This is a genomic window from Plantibacter sp. ME-Dv--P-122b (assembly GCF_030209375.1).
GTDB lineage: Bacteria > Actinomycetota > Actinomycetes > Actinomycetales > Microbacteriaceae > Plantibacter.
In genome coordinates this window covers 63,827-78,133 of sequence record NZ_JARVSC010000005.1, presented here as the reverse complement: position 1 = coordinate 78,133, position 14,307 = coordinate 63,827, and the positions used below count along the sequence as shown (strand labels likewise).

Here is a 14,307-nt window from a genome sequence, read left to right as displayed (position 1 = left end):
TCATTCTCACGCTCCGGCGTCGGATGCGCGAGCACGTTCTGGTGTCTCCGTCACGAGGGGCCGGGACGCCCACGGCTACTAGGCTCGTCTGGTGCCCTCGCAACCCCAGCCCCTCCGCATCGCGATGATCTCGCTCCACACGAGTCCCGGTGACGAGCCGGGTTCCGGTGACGCCGGCGGGATGAACGTCGTGGTCCGTCATCAGGCCGTCGCGATGGGCGCAGCGGGCCACGAGGTCGACGTCATCACCCGGCGTTCTTCGGTCGACCAGCCGTCCGCCGTGTCCCTCGCCCCCGGCGTGACCCTGCGCTTCCTCGACGCCGGTCCCGCCGAGCCGGTCGCGAAGGGGCGGCATGAGGAGTTCGTCGAGGACTTCCGCTCCGAACTCGCCCGACTGCCGCGATACGACGTCCTGCACGCCCATCACTGGTTCTCCGGCATGGCCGCACTCCCCCTCGCGCGGGAACTGGGGATCCCGCACGTGCAGAGCTTCCACAGCATCGCCGCCGAGTCCACCACGCCGCTCTCGCACGGCGAGCGCGCCGAGTCCCCCGGACGCCTGGCCGGCGAGGCACGGCTCGCCGCGGAGTCGGACGCGGTCGTCGCGATCAGTGCGGCCGAGGCCGACACCGCGGTCACCAGGCTCGGAGCCCGCGCCGATCGGGTGTCGATCGTGCCGCCCGGTGTCGACGGGACGCTGTTCCATCCGCTCGACGGGCCCCGTTCCGGCCGTCCGACCGCGGTGGTCGCCGGTCGCCTGCACCCGCTGAAGGGCTTCGACCTCGCCGTCGAGACCATCGCCGCGGTCGCGCCCGAGCTCCGCCCCGAACTCGTCATCGCCGGGGACGTCTCGGTCGACTACGACCGCTACGCCGAGGAACTCGCCGCCCTCGCCCGCGACCTCGGTGTCACCGACGACGTCCGCTTCGTCGGGCCGCAGTCGCGCGTCGGGCTCGCCACGCTGTTCCGCGAGAGCACGCTCGTGCTCGTCCCCTCCCACTCGGAGACGTACGGTCTCGTCGCCCTGGAAGCCGCGGCGAGCGGCGTGCCCACCGTCGTGGCCGCCTCGGGTGGCCTGCGAGAGGCCGTCGTCGACGGTGAGACGGGCATCGTCATCGACTCCCGGGATCCGCAGGTCTGGGGTGCTGCGGTCTCGTCCATCCTCGGCGACCCGGAGCGGCTCGCGCAGCTCGGTTCGGCAGCGCGACGTCGGGCTGAGCGGTTCGACTGGCAGCGCTCGGGAGATGCTCTCGTCGACGTCTACCGGACCCTGCTCGACACCCCTCCGGCCGTCGTCGCCGTCCCGGCGACCTCCGCCTCGTGAACCGCGGACTCCTCCCGCTCGTCGACAGCGGGCGCACCGTCCTGTTCGCCCACGCACACCCCGACGACGAGACCCTCGCCTCGGGTGCGCTCATCGCCGAGCTCGTGGACCGCGGCGCCCGCGTCGTCCTCGTGACGGCCACGCGAGGCGAGCGCGGTGAGGTCGTCGACGGCCCGCTCCGGTCCCTCGCCGGCACCGCTGCACTCGCGTCCCACCGCGAGTCGGAGCTCGCCGCCGCCTGCGGGACGCTCGGCGTGGCCGAGCAGTTCTGGTTGGGGAAAACGCCAGCGGCCTGGCCGGGGACGTCGACGCAGTACGTCGACTCGGGCATGCGGTGGGTGCGCGAGGGACTCGCCGGCCCCGCTGACGACGTCTCCCCTGGCGCGTTCTCAATCGCTCCACTCGATGACGTCGCCGACGACCTCGTCGCGCTCATCGGACACGTCGCGCCTGACCTGGTCATCAGCTACGACCACGGTGGCGGGTACGGGCACCCGGATCACCTTCGGATGCACGAGGCCGCGATCGTCGCAGCACGGAGGAGCGGGGTGCCGTTCGCGGAACTCGTGCACCACCGCACCGATCTGGAACCGCTGGGGGACGACGCCGTGTGGTTCCCACTCGAGCACCGCCTTCCGATCGTGGCCGCGGCACTGTCGGAACATGCCAGCCAGCTGACGGTCGACGGCGAACAGCTCGTGCACTCCGGCGGTCAGCGCGAGGACATCACCACCTCGGTGGGGTTGCGACTCCGGTCCCGCTAAGTGGTCGCCGGCTGGTTCCGGTGCTCCCGCGGCATGCGGGCAGCGAGCACGGGGACGAGCAGCATGAGCACGACCGCGGAACCGAAGGCCGCGGGGAACGAGAAGGCGTCCAGCAGTGCGCCGGCGACCAGCGGGCCGACGATGGCCCCGAGGTCGGCTGTCGCCTGGAAGACCGCGACGGCCCGACCACCCCGGCCACCCGCGGCGTCTCCGACGGCCGCCGCCGGAGCGGTCCCGAGGAAGGCGGCCGCGACACCGTAGACGCACAGGGCGACGACCAGCAGCCAGAGCTCGCCGACGAACGGCATGGCGAGCAGCGCCCCCGCCGCGACCGGGAACGCGACGAGCATCGCGGGTCGCCGTCCGACGGTGTCGACGAAGCGGCCGGCGGGACCGAGCGCGAGCGTCTGTGCGACAGCGGCGATCGCGAAGGCGATCCCGGTCCAGGCGGCCTCCTCGTGGAGCGCCTCCACGACGAGGACCGGCACGAGCGCGCCTCGGACACCCATCGACGCCCACCCGTTGGCGAAGTTCGCGAGGAGCGCCGCCTGGTACCGGCGATCGGCGAGGACCGTGCGGAACGGCTCGGCCTGCGTGGCGGTCTCGACCGGCGCGGCCATCCGACTGCCGCGCAGCATCACCAGACCGAGGATGCCGGCGACCGCGAGGGTCCCGGCGTAGAAGAAGAAGGGCGCCGTGAGCGAGATGGTCGCGAGCAGGCCACCGACGGCGGGTCCGGCCATGCCGCCGACGAGGAACCCGCCCTGGTAGAACCCGACCGCCCGCCCACGCCGATGCGGTGGCGTGGTGCGCAGCAGCAGCGTCATCGCAGCGACGGAGAACATCGCCGACCCGATCCCTCCGACCCCGCGGAGCAGGAGCAGCTGCGGATAGTCCGCCGCGAGCCCGACGAGCGCGCTCGACACCGCGACGATCCCGATGCCGGTGGCCAGCACCACCCGCTCGCCGATCCGATCGACGAGCGCACCCACGAACGGGTTCGCGATGAGCCGCATGAGCGCGAAGACGGATACGACCGCCCCGACCTCGAGGTAGCCGACACCGAAGCTGCGTACGTACACGGGCAGGACCGGGATCACGACACCGAACCCGAGCATCACGAAGAACGCGACACCGCCGAGGACGAGGACCTCGCGGCCGAGGGGCTCACGAGGAACGGCTCCCGCTCCGCCTGGACGACGGAACGGGAGCCGGATCATGCTCTCAGGGTATCGGTGCGATCAGCCGATCGTCGCCGTGTCGATGACGAAGCGGTAGCGGACGTCGCTGCGGACCACGCGGTCGTAGGCGCCCTCGACCTCGTCGGCACCGATGAGCTCGATCTGCGAGCCGATGCCGTGCTCGGCGCAGAAGTCGAGCATCTCCTGCGTCTCGCGGATGCCGCCGATGTTCGAGCCGGCGAGCGAGCGGCGGCCACCGACGAGCGAGAACACCCGGAACTGCTGCGTGTTCTCGGGCAGTCCGACGAAGACCATCGAGCCGTTGAGCTTGAGGGTCGACAGGTAGGCGTCGATGTCGAGGTCGGCGGAGACCGTGTTGATGATGAGGTCGAAGCGTCCGCGGAGCGACTTCAGGGTGCCCTCTTCGCCGGTCGCGTAGTAGTGGTCGGCCCCGAAGCGCTTGCCGTCCTCCTCCTTCGAGGTCGTCTGGCTGAGCACGGTCACCTCTGCGCCGAGGGCGTGGGCGATCTTGACGCCCATGTGGCCGAGGCCACCCATCCCGACGATGGCGACCTGCTTGCCGGGACCGGCGCCCCAGTGCTTCAACGGCGAGTAGGTGGTGATGCCGGCGCACAGCAGGGGTGCCGCGACGTCGAGCTCGATGCCCTCGGGGATGCTCAGCACGTAGTTCTCGTCGGCGACGATCTGCTTGCTGTAGCCGCCGTACGTGGGCTCGCCGTCGTACTCACGGCCGTTGTAGGTGGCGACGTTGCCCTTCAGGCAGAACTGCTCCTCGCCGGCGAGGCAGTTCTCGCACTCGCGGCAGGAGTCGACGAAACAGCCGATGCCGACGCGGTCGCCGACCTGGTGCTTGGTGACCGCGTCGCCGACCTCGGTGACGATGCCGGCGATCTCGTGACCGGGGACCATCGGGAAGATGGCCTTGCCCCATTCCTCGCGGGCCTGGTGGATGTCGCTGTGGCAGATGCCGGCGTAGTGGACGTCGATGACGACGTCGTTGGCGCGCGGCGCACGGCGCTCGATGGTGCCGACCTCGAAAGGCGCGTCGGCGGTGGGCTTGATGATGGCGGCGACGGTGGTCATAGGACTCCTCGGGCTGGGGTGTTGGGGTGCCGTGGGGCGGGATGCACGCGCCGGACAGCACGTTCGACGCTAGCAGCCCACTCCACCGGGCGAACCCCCAAGGGACGATCACCCGAGCTGTGCTACGAGCGGGGCGGAGGTGTGAATCCCTGCAGAGTTGCTTGGCAGTTCCCGCAGAGGATCGGCCTCGGGGTGGCATCCCGCCGCGAACCCGAGCAAGGTGGGGAACTCGTATTCGCGAACGGAACGGAGAACACACATGCTCACCCTGACCGAGAACGCCGGCCGAGTCGTCAAGACCCTCGCCGAGAACGCACCACTCACCCCGGGACTGGTCGTCCCGGACGACGCGTCGTCGCTCACGCACGGCGCCGGACTGCGCATCAGCAGCAGCGCCGACGACAACAACTTCGAAGTCACCATGACGGCGACGCCGCACGAGGCCGATCAGGTCATCGAGAGTGCCGGGGCGACCGTCTTCCTCGAGGAGTCCGCAGCCGTCGCCCTGAGCGACGCGGTCCTCGACGCGCAGATCGACGAGCAGGGCGGCGTCCGCTTCGCCCTCGGCAAGGCCGAATAGCGCCCCGATTCAGCAGAACGCCCGGTGATCGACGATCACCGGGCGTTCGTGCGTCCGGGCGGGCTCAGTCCTCGGAGTGTTTGGCGCGACTCGGCTGCACCCGCGGCGGTTCGCCCGGCATCTTCGGGAAGTCGGGAGGGAACGGGAGCTCGCCCAGCCCTTGCTCGAGGTCCCGCTCCCACCACTGCAGGAGGACGTCGATGCGCCCAGCGGTGTCGTGCATGCCGGCCCACGGGTCTCCGGTCGTCCGGAGTCGCTCCGGGACGGTCCGCACCGTGAAGGCGCCCGGGTCGATCTCGGGGAGTTCGTCCCAGGTCACCGGACACGAGACGGTCGCGGAGGCCAGCGCACGCGGGCTGTACGCGCCGGCCATCGTCCGGTCGCGGTTCGCCTGGTTGTAGTCGACGAAGATGCGTTCGCCGCGCTCCTCCTTCCACCACGAGGTCGTGACCCGGTCGGGATCCCGTCGCTCCAGTTCCCGAGCCGCCGCGATGACGGCGTGCCTGACGTCGAGGAACTCGTGCTCCGGTTCGATCGGCGCGAACACGTGGACACCTCGGTTGCCGGAGGTCTTCACGAACCCCGTCAGACCGACCTCCGTCAGCAGCTCCCGCAGCGAGCCCGCAACGCGCACGGCGTCGGCGAAGTCGGTTCCCGGTTGCGGGTCGAGGTCGATCCGCAGTTCGTCGGGATGGTCGGTGTCCGATGCCCGTGACGGCCATGGGTGGAACACGACCGTGTTCATCTGCGCGGCCCAGACGACCGCAGCGGCCTCGTCGAGGACGGGTTGCGGATGCCGCCGGCCACTCGGATACACGACGTCGACCGCCCGGACGTACTCGGGTGCTCCTTTCGGCGGGTTCTTCGAGAAGAACCACTCACCGTCCACACCGCCCGGGAACCGCTGCAGGGACACCGGTCGGTCGCCGTTGGCTGCGAGGAAGACCGGTGCCACCTCGATCAGGTACTCCGCGAGTTCCCGCTTCGTGACGCCGGGCTCCTCCCAGAGCACGCGGTCGGGACTGGAGAGACGCACCTCGCGGTCGCCGTGCGGTCCGGGGACGGTGAGGACGATCGCGGTGCTGGCCATGTCGGACACCGTACGCCGGCGGCACCCCGCTGTCAGGAGGCTTGCGCCCTGCGCTGCAGAGCGGTCCTGCTCAGCCCAGGTGGACGGCCTGCTGGTCGCCCGAGGGCAGGAGGTCCTCCTTGCGACCGCGGATGCAGACGATGGCGATGACGCTCGCGATCACGAGGCCGACCGCAGCCGCGATGAACGCCGCCGAGTATCCCTGGGTGAACGCGACGAGCTGCGAGGCCTGATCCGTGACCGTCGCCTGGTCGGTGACACTCGCGTAGACCGTGGTGAAGACCGACAGGCCGATCGACCCACCGATCTGCATGGAGGCGTTCGCCGTGGCGGAGGCCGCACCGGCGTCGTGCGGAGCGACACCCGTCAGCGCGAGGTTCTGCATCGGGACGAAGATCATCGCCATGCCGATCCCGAGCACGAGGAGCGCCGGCAGCACCTGGACGAAGTAGTCGCCGTCGGCCGTGATGCGGCTGAGGTACACGAGGGCGGCCGCCGCGATGAGCGGACCGACGATGAGCAGCGGGCGCGGGCCGATGGCCGGAAGGAGCTTCGTGGCGATCGGGGCGACGATCATGATCGCGACGGTCATCGGGAGGGTCGCGATGCCCGCCTCGAGCGGCGGGAACCCGAGCACGATCTGCAGGTGGAACGTCAGGTAGAGCAGGGCCCCGATCATGACGCTGCCGACGATCATCTGCATGAGGAAGGCACCGCCGCGGACCCGGTCCGCCACGATGCGCAGCGGGAGCAGGGGCTGCGCGACACGCATCTCGATGAAGACGAATAGGGAGAGGAGTCCCGCACCGAGCGCGAGGAAGCCGATGGTGTCGGCGCTCCCCCAGCCGCCCTCGGCGAGCGTGAAGCCGTAGACCAGGGAGCCGAGGCCCAGGATGACCGTGATCGCGCCGAGCCAGTCGTAGCGGTTGTCGCCCTCGGCCTTGCTCTCGGTCACGAGGATGAGGCCGGCGATGAGTCCGACGATCACGAACGGCACGTTGACGAGGAGGCACCAGCGCCAGTCGACGAACTCGGTGAGCACGCCGCCGAGGATCAGGCCGACGGCCGCTCCTGCACCGGCGACGGTGCCGAAGACGGCGAAGGCCGTGTTGCGATCGCGTCCGTGGGCGAAGGTGACGGTGAGGAGCGCGAGTGCGGCAGGTGCCATGAGCGCGGCGAACACGCCCTGCAGACCGCGGGCGACGATGAGCTCGGTCCCGCTCTGGGCGAACCCGCCGAAGGCCGATGCGGCACCGAAGCCGACCATGCCGACCAGGTAGGTGCGCTTCCGGCCCCAGTAGTCGGCGATGCGGCCACCGAGCAGGAGCAGCGCGCCGAACGCGAGGGCGTAGGCCGTGACGACCCACTGACGCTGGGTGTCCGACAGCTCGAGTTCCTGCTGGGCCGCAGGAAGGGCGATGTTCACGATCGTGCCGTCGAGGACGACGATGAGCTGCGTCATCGCGAGGACGACGAGGACCCACCAGCGGCGGGCCGGGGAACCGGACGGTGCTGTGGTGGGATGCGATGCGGTGGCTGCGGATGCAGACAAGGAGGACCTCCGTGCAAGGGTGTGGGTGCTGGGGGTTTCCAGCCCCAGATCGATGCTCGGCACACGGCGCGAGTGCAGCACGGTGCGGACGATCAACCACCCCAACCACGAAGTCGGGCAGAGGACCATGGTAGCGGATGCCGACGTCACTGCACCCGTGAGGCCACGCGGATCAGTCCGAGGTGAGGAGCTCCAGGACGGCCTCCGGATGTTCCACCGCCGCGAAGTGCCCGGTCGCCGGCTGCGTGCGCAGTCGGAGGTCCGGGACGAGGGCGGTGAGGACGGCTGCGTCGTCGGGTCCGATGAAGACGTCACGGTCGCCCGTCAGGCAGCGGACGGGACACCGCACGCCGCGCCAGACGTGCAGGTCGTAGGCGGCGGCCGCTTGGGCCGCCAGGAGGAACGACGCCGGCCGGACGTCGGCGGCGAGCGCGTCGACGACCGACCGGTCGAGGTCCCGTCGGCGTCCGAACAGGGGCGACATGAGCGGTGCGAGCAGGCCGATCCGGTTCAGCACCCGGACGAGCCGGGGCCCGCGTTCTCCGAGCGCCCGCAGCACGCGCATCCCGAGGAGCATGCCCGCGAACCACGGGAGCCGGACACCGCCACCGACCGGCTGGCGGATCGCCTCGACGACCCCGATCCCCGTCGGCGAGACGAGGTCGACCCGGATGGTCGCCTCGGGTTCGCGGACCGCGAGGTCGAGCGCGATGAAGCCGCCGAGCGAATGCCCGACGACGCGCCACGACCGGTAGCCGAGCGAGCGGGCGACGGTCGCGACGGCTGCGGAGAGGTCTCCGACCGTCACCGGGTCGGCGGTGGGAAGCGCCGATTCACCCCACCCCGGGAGGTCCACGGCGATGACGTCGTCGACGACCGCGCCCCGCTCGTCGTCGGCTCGGAGGAGCGGCGACCACGTGGTCCAGGAGCCGGCGGCGCCGTGCAGCAGGATCGTTGCCGGTCCGCCTGCTTCGCGACCCGCCCGGACGGTGACCGGTCCGATGTCCGTGTCCACCGTGAGGCGTCCCAGGCCGAGCGCGGTCGCATCGTCGGTGATCACGGACGAGGCGTCCGACGGGGCGGGACGCGAGGAGTTCACGGGCATGCGTGTCATTCGGAAGCGGGGTGCCGCTCGGATCGGTGCTCGATCGACGACGCCCGTCCACCGGCACGGCGCGCAACCCCCCTGCTGGGCGGGAACCCGGCCGCTACCGTGGTCTGATGCCTGAGAACGCACGCGCCGCCGCAGACCAAGCCGCTGGAACCGCCAAGAACAGCACGACCCTCCGCACCCTCGCCCACGCAGGACATGCCGTCAACGGCTTGCTGCACGTGCTCATCGGCGGGATCGTGATCTCGATCGCCGTGGCCGGTGCTGGCGGGTCCGGCGGCGGCGGTGACGCGGACCAGTCGGGTGCGCTGAAGACGCTTGCAGGCACGCCCGGCGGGATCGTGATCATCTGGGTCGTCGCCCTCGGCCTGTTCGCGCTCGGTCTCTGGACGGCGATCTCCGCATTCCTCGTGCGCGAATCCGACACCCGCAAGCGGTGGAGCAAGCGGATCTCGACCGCCGGACGCGCGATCGCCTACCTCGCCGTCGGTTCGACCGCGTTGACCTTCGCCCTCGGTGGCAGCCAGGACTCCTCGCAGTCCAGCCAGGGCCTCACGGCCACGCTCCTGTCCTCCCCCGGCGGCGTGTTCGTCGTCATCGCCGTCGGCCTGGTGGTCATCGGCATCGGCGGTTTCTTCGTCTTCAAGGGCGTCACGCAGAAGTTCCTCGAGGACGTGCACCCGCCCACCGGCACGACGAAGCGCGCCGTCGTCGTGCTCGGGATCGTCGGATGGGTCGCGAAGGGCGTCGCGCTCATCACGGTCGGGATCCTCTTCATCGTCGCGGCCGCCACCCAGGACCCCGAGAAGGCCTCCGGCATGGACGGCGCTATCTCGGCGTTGGCCGCGCTCCCCTTCGGTGTCGTCATCCTGCTCGTCGTCGGCGTCGGGCTCATCGCCTACGGACTCTTCTGCGGCGCCCGGGCGCGCTGGGGCAGCCTGTAGCGCGGTGCGGCGAGCGCCTCGGGCGACGACGCGGACGGGTCGGCTCCAGACCATGTCCTGCAAACGCTTGCGTTGCGACTACCGTTAGGAGTATGACGTCTTCTGATTCCACGACGCAGCCCGAGGCGGAACCCGCCGGCGCTACGCAGACCTTCTCCGACCTCGGCCTCGACGACGCGGTGCTCAAGGTACTCAAGGACGTCGGCTACGAGACCCCGTCCGCCATCCAGGCGGCCACCATCCCGCTGCTGCTTGAGGGACGCGACGTCGTCGGCCTCGCACAGACGGGCACCGGCAAGACGGCGGCGTTCGCCCTCCCGATCCTGTCCCGCCTCGACATCACGCAGAAGACGCCGCAGGCGCTCGTCCTCGCGCCCACCCGTGAGCTCGCCCTCCAGGTCTGCGAAGCGTTCGAGAAGTACGCCACGCACCTGCGCGGCGTCCACGTCCTGCCCGTCTACGGCGGCCAGGGCTACGGCGTCCAGCTGTCGGCCCTCCGTCGCGGCGTCCACATCGTCGTCGGCACGCCGGGTCGCATCATGGACCACCTGGAGAAGAAGACCCTCGACCTCACGGAGCTCAAGTACCTCGTGCTCGACGAGGCCGACGAGATGCTGAAGATGGGCTTCGCCGAGGACGTCGAGACGATCCTGGCCGACACCCCGAAGGACAAGCAGGTCGCACTGTTCTCCGCGACGATGCCGTCGTCCATCCGTCGCATCTCCGCGAAGTACCTGAACAACCCGGAAGAGATCACGGTCAAGACGAAGACCACGACCTCGGCCAGCATCACGCAGCGCTACCTCACGGTCTCGTACCCGCAGAAGGTCGACGCGCTGACCCGCATCCTCGAGACCGAGAACTTCAGCGCGATGATCATCTTCACGCGCACGAAGAACGAGACCGAGACGCTCGCGGAGAAGCTCCGGGCGCGCGGCTACTCCGCGGCCGCCATCAACGGCGATGTCGCCCAGGTGCAGCGCGAGCGGACCGTCAACCAGCTGAAGGCCGGCAAGCTCGACATCCTCGTCGCGACCGACGTCGCCGCGCGCGGTCTCGACGTCGAGCGCATCAGCCACGTCGTCAACTACGACATCCCCGTCGACACCGAGTCCTACGTGCACCGCATCGGCCGCACCGGCCGCGCCGGACGCACGGGTGACGCGATCAGCTTCGTCACGCCGCGCGAGCGCCACCTGCTGAAGGCCATCGAGCGGGCCACCCGTCAGCCGCTCACGCAGATGCAGCTGCCGAGCGTCGACGACGTCAACGCCACGCGCCTCACCCGCTTCGACGACGCGATCACCGAGGCACTCGGCCAGACCGACCGCATCGAGCGCTTCCGCGAGATCATCGGCCACTACGTCTCCCACCACGACGTCCCCGAGGCCGATGTCGCCGCGGCCCTGGCCGTCGTCTCCCAGGGCGAGACGCCGCTGCTCCTCTCGGCTGAGGACGAGCGCCGCCGCCGCGAGGAGTTCGACAGCACCAACCGTGGCAACGACCGCGCCGGTCGCGACCGTCGCGACTCCGGTGACCGCGGCTCGCGCTTCGACCGCGGCGACCGTGGCGATCAGGGCGACCGTCCCGAGCGTCGCAGCCGTCCGTCCAGCGGACCGATGGCCCCGTACCGCATCGCGGTGGGTCGTCGCCAGAAGGTCGACCCGCGTCAGATCGTGGGCGCGCTCGCGAACGAGGGCGGCCTGAAGCGCGAGGACTTCGGCGCGATCCAGATCAAGCCGGACTTCTCGATCGTCGAGCTCCCCGCGAGCCTCGGCAACGACGTCTTCGACCGTCTCGAGAACACCCGCATCAGCGGCAAGCTCATCGAGCTCCGTCCCGACCGCGGCGGCCCGGCCCGCCGGCGCGACGACGAGGGCGGCACGGGCGGCGGCTCGTACGACCGCAAGCCGCGTTCCTAGCACGCCACACACACGACGAGAGCCGGACGGAATCCTGGGAATCCGTCCGGCCCTCGTCGTTCCGCACCCGGCGGGGTGCGTCCGTCAGTCGCGCGGGTCGAGCACGCTCGTGACCACGGCGTAGTCCGCGTCGAGCGCCACCTCGAGCTCGTCGCCGTTCTCGAGGAGGACGTCGACCTCGAACGCCTCGCCCGGGTCGTCGCTGCGGTCGACGTCGGTCACGGTGCCACCCTTCGCCTCGGCGAGCGCAGCCTTCGAGGCCGCGTCGAACTCGGCGTCGGTGAGCGGCACGTCGTCGGCGTCACGGGTGTCGCGGTCGTCGGTGGCCGCTGTGGTGTCACCATCGTCGATCGCGGTGCCGCCGTCGCGATCGGTGCTGGAGGCCGCTGCGACACGATCGTCGTCGGCGTCTCCGAACTCGTCCACCGCGTAGGCGGCACCGGCTCCGCCGAGGGCGAGGGCGCCGACGACGATCGCGGTGATCCACACGGGCTTCCGGCGCCAGAAGGCCGGCTTCGCCGTGGTCGCCGGGGTCGCGGGGATGGCGGTGTGATCGGTCGCCTCGACGCGCTCGATGGGCTCGATGCGCTCGGTGGCTGCGGTGGGCTGCGTGGGGTCGGTGGGCTGGGAGGCGGTGTGCTCGTTCATGTGCCCCAGACTGTCCGAAGGGCGCTGAAGCGGTCCTGAAGCGAGCTGAAACCGCGTTCAGGAAGCGGACGACGCCGGGAGCGTGACGATGAACGCCGCCCCGCCGAGCGCGCTGTCGCCGAGTTCGATCGACCCACCGTGCAGCCGCACGACGTCGGCCGCGATCGCCAGGCCGAGGCCCGACCCGCCGGCGTCGCGCGAACGGCTCTCGTCGAGGCGGACGAACCGTTCGAACACGTGTGAACGGTCCTCGACCGGCACACCGGGGCCGTCGTCCTCCACGGAGATCCTGACGAACCGGCCGTCGGCGGCGGATCCGAGCCGGACCACGGATCGCGCGTGCCGGACGGCGTTGTCGACGAGGTTCCGCACCACCCGGGCGAGCAGGACGTCGTCGCCGTCGACCCTCGCCGCCGCGACGGCCGCGGACTCGACACGCAGTCCGCCTGCGGATCGGAGGCGAGCAGCCTCCGCCAACAGGAGGTCGTCGACGTCGACCGTGCGCCGCGCGGTGCCCGTCGCCCCTTCATCGAGCTTCGCGAGGAGGAGGAGCGACTCGACGAGCCCCTGCATCCTGGCGCCCTCCTCGAGGACCGTCGCGGACAGCTCGGCCGGGTCGACCCGGTCCGGGTGGAGCGCCGCCACCTCGGCGTACTGCCTGATCACCGCAAGGGGTGAACGGAGCTCGTGCGAGGCGTCCGACACGAACCGCCGCTGCGCGGTCTGGGCGTCCTCGAGCCGCTCGAGCATGCCGTTCATCGTCCCGGCGAGGCGACCGATCTCGTCGCCGGTGCCGGGGAGCTCGATCCGTCGGTGCAGTTCGCCCGCCCCGAGCTCCGAGACCTCACGGCGGATCCGCTCCACCGGCGCCAACGCGCGGCCGACGAGCAGCCAGGTCAGTCCGCCGACGAGGGCGACGAGCACGGGCACCGCGATGAGGAGGAGCATCGACACGAGTCCGACGGCGTCGTCGGTCTCCTCGAGGGAGCGGCCCGCGAGGACGACCAGGTCACGCCCGTCGACGTCGACGTCCTCACTGGCGAACAGCACCGGCTCGTCGTCGACGACCGAGACGAACACGTCACCGTCCGGGACCGGCGTCGGAAGCTCGATCTCGTCGTCCGTCCGGTCCACGACACGGCCGTCCTCGACGAGGACCAGGAGTCGACCGTCGTCCTCGGGCAGCGTCGTCGCGTCCGCCGCGACCAGCTGCGCCGAGGCGCTCTCGGCCTCGGCCGAGGCGCTCTGTTCGACGCCGGAACGGAGCGCCGCGGAGAACAGACCGACGAACACCACGGAGCCGACCCCGAGGAAGAGCCCGACCGCGAGCACCGATCCCAGTGCCGCGCGGGCTCGGACCGAGCGCCACGGCCGTCGCCGGGGCGCGACCGCTTCGTGCGGCCCGGCGTCAGCCACGCCCGCCCGCCAACCGGTATCCGAACCCGCGCACCGTCTCGATCGAGGCGCGCTCGAAGGGGCGGTCCACCTTGTTGCGGAGATGCCCGACGTAGACCTCGACGATGTTGGGGTCGCCCTCGAAGTCGTCGTCCCAGACGTTCTGCAGGACCTCACGCTTCGACACCACCTCGCCGCCGCGTCGCATGAGGAACTCGAGGACCGCGAACTCGCGCGAGGTCAGGTCGATCGGGACGTCGCCCCGGTGGACCTGCTTGGACGCCGGGTCGAGCCGCAGTTCGCCGACCTCGAGCACCGCCGGCCGCTCCCGCGATCCACGGCGGACGAGTGAGCGGATCCGCGCGACGAGCACCGCGAAGGAGAAGGGTTTGCTCAGGAAGTCGTCGGCACCGGTGTCGAGGGCTTCGACCTGGTCCCAGTCGCCGTCCTTCGCCGTGAGCATGAGGATCGGGGTCCAGTCGCCCGCGTCGCGGAGCTGCTGACAGACGCGGTATCCGCTGAGGCCCGGCATCATGATGTCGAGGATGATGGCGTCGTAACGATGCTCGCCGGCCATCCACAGGCCGTCGACCCCGTTCGCAGCGACGTCGACGGCGAAGCCCTCCGCTTCGAGCCCTCGCCGGACACCCTCGGCGAGTCGCACCTCATCGTCCACGACGAGTATCCGCATC

Annotated in this window: 13 protein-coding genes; 5 read left to right on the top strand and 8 right to left on the bottom strand. The window is 70.7% G+C overall.

Going from position 1 to position 14,307, the window contains the following annotated elements:
• Positions 1-91 precede the first annotated feature (91 nt).
• Together QRN19_RS11745 and QRN19_RS11740 are read left to right on the top strand one after the other, a co-directional pair.
• Entirely contained in the window at positions 92-1,324 is a 1,233-nt protein-coding gene (locus tag QRN19_RS11745) for a glycosyltransferase (protein ID WP_285027141.1), read from the top strand.
• Positions 1,321-2,088, top strand: a complete 768-nt coding sequence (locus QRN19_RS11740; protein WP_285027140.1) for a PIG-L deacetylase family protein — start codon at positions 1,321-1,323, stop codon at positions 2,086-2,088. The genes QRN19_RS11745 and QRN19_RS11740 overlap by 4 nt, the downstream gene beginning before the upstream one ends.
• Here QRN19_RS11740 and QRN19_RS11735 read toward each other — a convergent pair.
• Entirely contained in the window at positions 2,085-3,308 is a 1,224-nt protein-coding gene (locus QRN19_RS11735; protein ID WP_285027139.1) for an MFS transporter, read from the bottom strand. The genes QRN19_RS11740 and QRN19_RS11735 overlap by 4 nt on opposite strands.
• Before the next feature lie 21 nt (positions 3,309-3,329).
• Positions 3,330-4,373, bottom strand: a complete 1,044-nt coding sequence (locus QRN19_RS11730) for an NAD(P)-dependent alcohol dehydrogenase (RefSeq protein WP_064296121.1) — start codon at positions 4,371-4,373, stop codon at positions 3,330-3,332.
• A 259-nt stretch (positions 4,374-4,632) separates the two neighbouring features.
• Here QRN19_RS11730 and QRN19_RS11725 point away from each other — a divergent pair, with 259 nt between their 5' ends.
• Positions 4,633-4,953: a Fe-S cluster assembly protein HesB gene (locus QRN19_RS11725; protein WP_285027137.1), complete on the top strand. Its 321-nt coding sequence runs from the start codon at positions 4,633-4,635 to the stop codon at positions 4,951-4,953.
• 64 nt (positions 4,954-5,017) lie between these two features.
• Here QRN19_RS11725 and ligD read toward each other — a convergent pair whose 3' ends face one another.
• From ligD to QRN19_RS11710, 3 genes are all read right to left on the bottom strand, one after another.
• Entirely contained in the window at positions 5,018-6,043 is a 1,026-nt protein-coding gene (ligD, locus tag QRN19_RS11720) for a non-homologous end-joining DNA ligase (protein WP_285027136.1), read from the bottom strand.
• A gap of 70 nt (positions 6,044-6,113) precedes the next feature.
• Positions 6,114-7,595, bottom strand: coding sequence for an MFS transporter (locus tag QRN19_RS11715; RefSeq protein WP_285027135.1), 1,482 nt, complete (start codon positions 7,593-7,595; stop codon positions 6,114-6,116).
• 172 nt (positions 7,596-7,767) lie between these two features.
• Positions 7,768-8,700, bottom strand: a complete 933-nt coding sequence (locus tag QRN19_RS11710; RefSeq protein ID WP_285027134.1) for an alpha/beta fold hydrolase — start codon at positions 8,698-8,700, stop codon at positions 7,768-7,770.
• A gap of 116 nt (positions 8,701-8,816) precedes the next feature.
• On the opposite strand from QRN19_RS11710, the gene QRN19_RS11705 reads away from it, so the two are divergent.
• Both QRN19_RS11705 and QRN19_RS11700 read left to right on the top strand, forming a co-directional pair.
• Complete coding sequence (locus tag QRN19_RS11705; protein WP_285027133.1) at positions 8,817-9,650, top strand: DUF1206 domain-containing protein; 834 nt, start codon at positions 8,817-8,819, stop codon at positions 9,648-9,650.
• Between the two features lie 92 nt (positions 9,651-9,742).
• Positions 9,743-11,572, top strand: a complete 1,830-nt coding sequence (locus tag QRN19_RS11700) for a DEAD/DEAH box helicase (protein WP_285027132.1) — start codon at positions 9,743-9,745, stop codon at positions 11,570-11,572.
• An 84-nt stretch (positions 11,573-11,656) separates the two neighbouring features.
• Here QRN19_RS11700 and QRN19_RS11695 read toward each other — a convergent pair whose 3' ends face one another.
• From QRN19_RS11695 to QRN19_RS11685, 3 genes are read right to left on the bottom strand one after another with little or no spacing between them, the layout of a single operon-like run.
• A complete protein-coding gene (locus QRN19_RS11695; RefSeq protein ID WP_285027131.1) occupies positions 11,657-12,220 on the bottom strand; it encodes a hypothetical protein in 564 nt (187 codons plus the stop codon).
• A gap of 57 nt (positions 12,221-12,277) precedes the next feature.
• On the bottom strand, positions 12,278-13,636 hold the full coding sequence (locus QRN19_RS11690; RefSeq protein ID WP_285027130.1) for a sensor histidine kinase: 1,359 nt from the start codon (positions 13,634-13,636) through the stop codon (positions 12,278-12,280).
• Positions 13,629-14,306: a response regulator transcription factor gene (locus QRN19_RS11685; RefSeq protein WP_285027129.1), complete on the bottom strand. Its 678-nt coding sequence runs from the start codon at positions 14,304-14,306 to the stop codon at positions 13,629-13,631. Before QRN19_RS11685 ends, QRN19_RS11690 begins: the two co-directional genes overlap by 8 nt.
• Between the last annotated feature and the right edge of the window lies 1 nt (position 14,307).

Excerpts from the sequence above, each read along its gene's own strand:
- QRN19_RS11710 (WP_285027134.1), bottom strand. The coding sequence starts at position 8,700 with ATGCCCGTGAACTCCTCGCGTCCCGCCCCGTCGGACGCCTCGTCCGTG.
- QRN19_RS11695 (WP_285027131.1), bottom strand. The coding sequence starts at position 12,220 with ATGAACGAGCACACCGCCTCCCAGCCCACCGACCCCACGCAGCCCACC.
- QRN19_RS11725 (WP_285027137.1), top strand. The coding sequence starts at position 4,633 with ATGCTCACCCTGACCGAGAACGCCGGCCGAGTCGTCAAGACCCTCGCC.
- QRN19_RS11730 (WP_064296121.1), bottom strand. The coding sequence starts at position 4,373 with ATGACCACCGTCGCCGCCATCATCAAGCCCACCGCCGACGCGCCTTTC.
- QRN19_RS11735 (WP_285027139.1), bottom strand. The coding sequence starts at position 3,308 with ATGATCCGGCTCCCGTTCCGTCGTCCAGGCGGAGCGGGAGCCGTTCCT.
- QRN19_RS11685 (WP_285027129.1), bottom strand. The coding sequence starts at position 14,306 with ATGCGGATACTCGTCGTGGACGATGAGGTGCGACTCGCCGAGGGTGTC.
- ligD (WP_285027136.1), bottom strand. The coding sequence starts at position 6,043 with ATGGCCAGCACCGCGATCGTCCTCACCGTCCCCGGACCGCACGGCGAC.
- QRN19_RS11700 (WP_285027132.1), top strand. The coding sequence starts at position 9,743 with ATGACGTCTTCTGATTCCACGACGCAGCCCGAGGCGGAACCCGCCGGC.
- QRN19_RS11705 (WP_285027133.1), top strand. The coding sequence starts at position 8,817 with ATGCCTGAGAACGCACGCGCCGCCGCAGACCAAGCCGCTGGAACCGCC.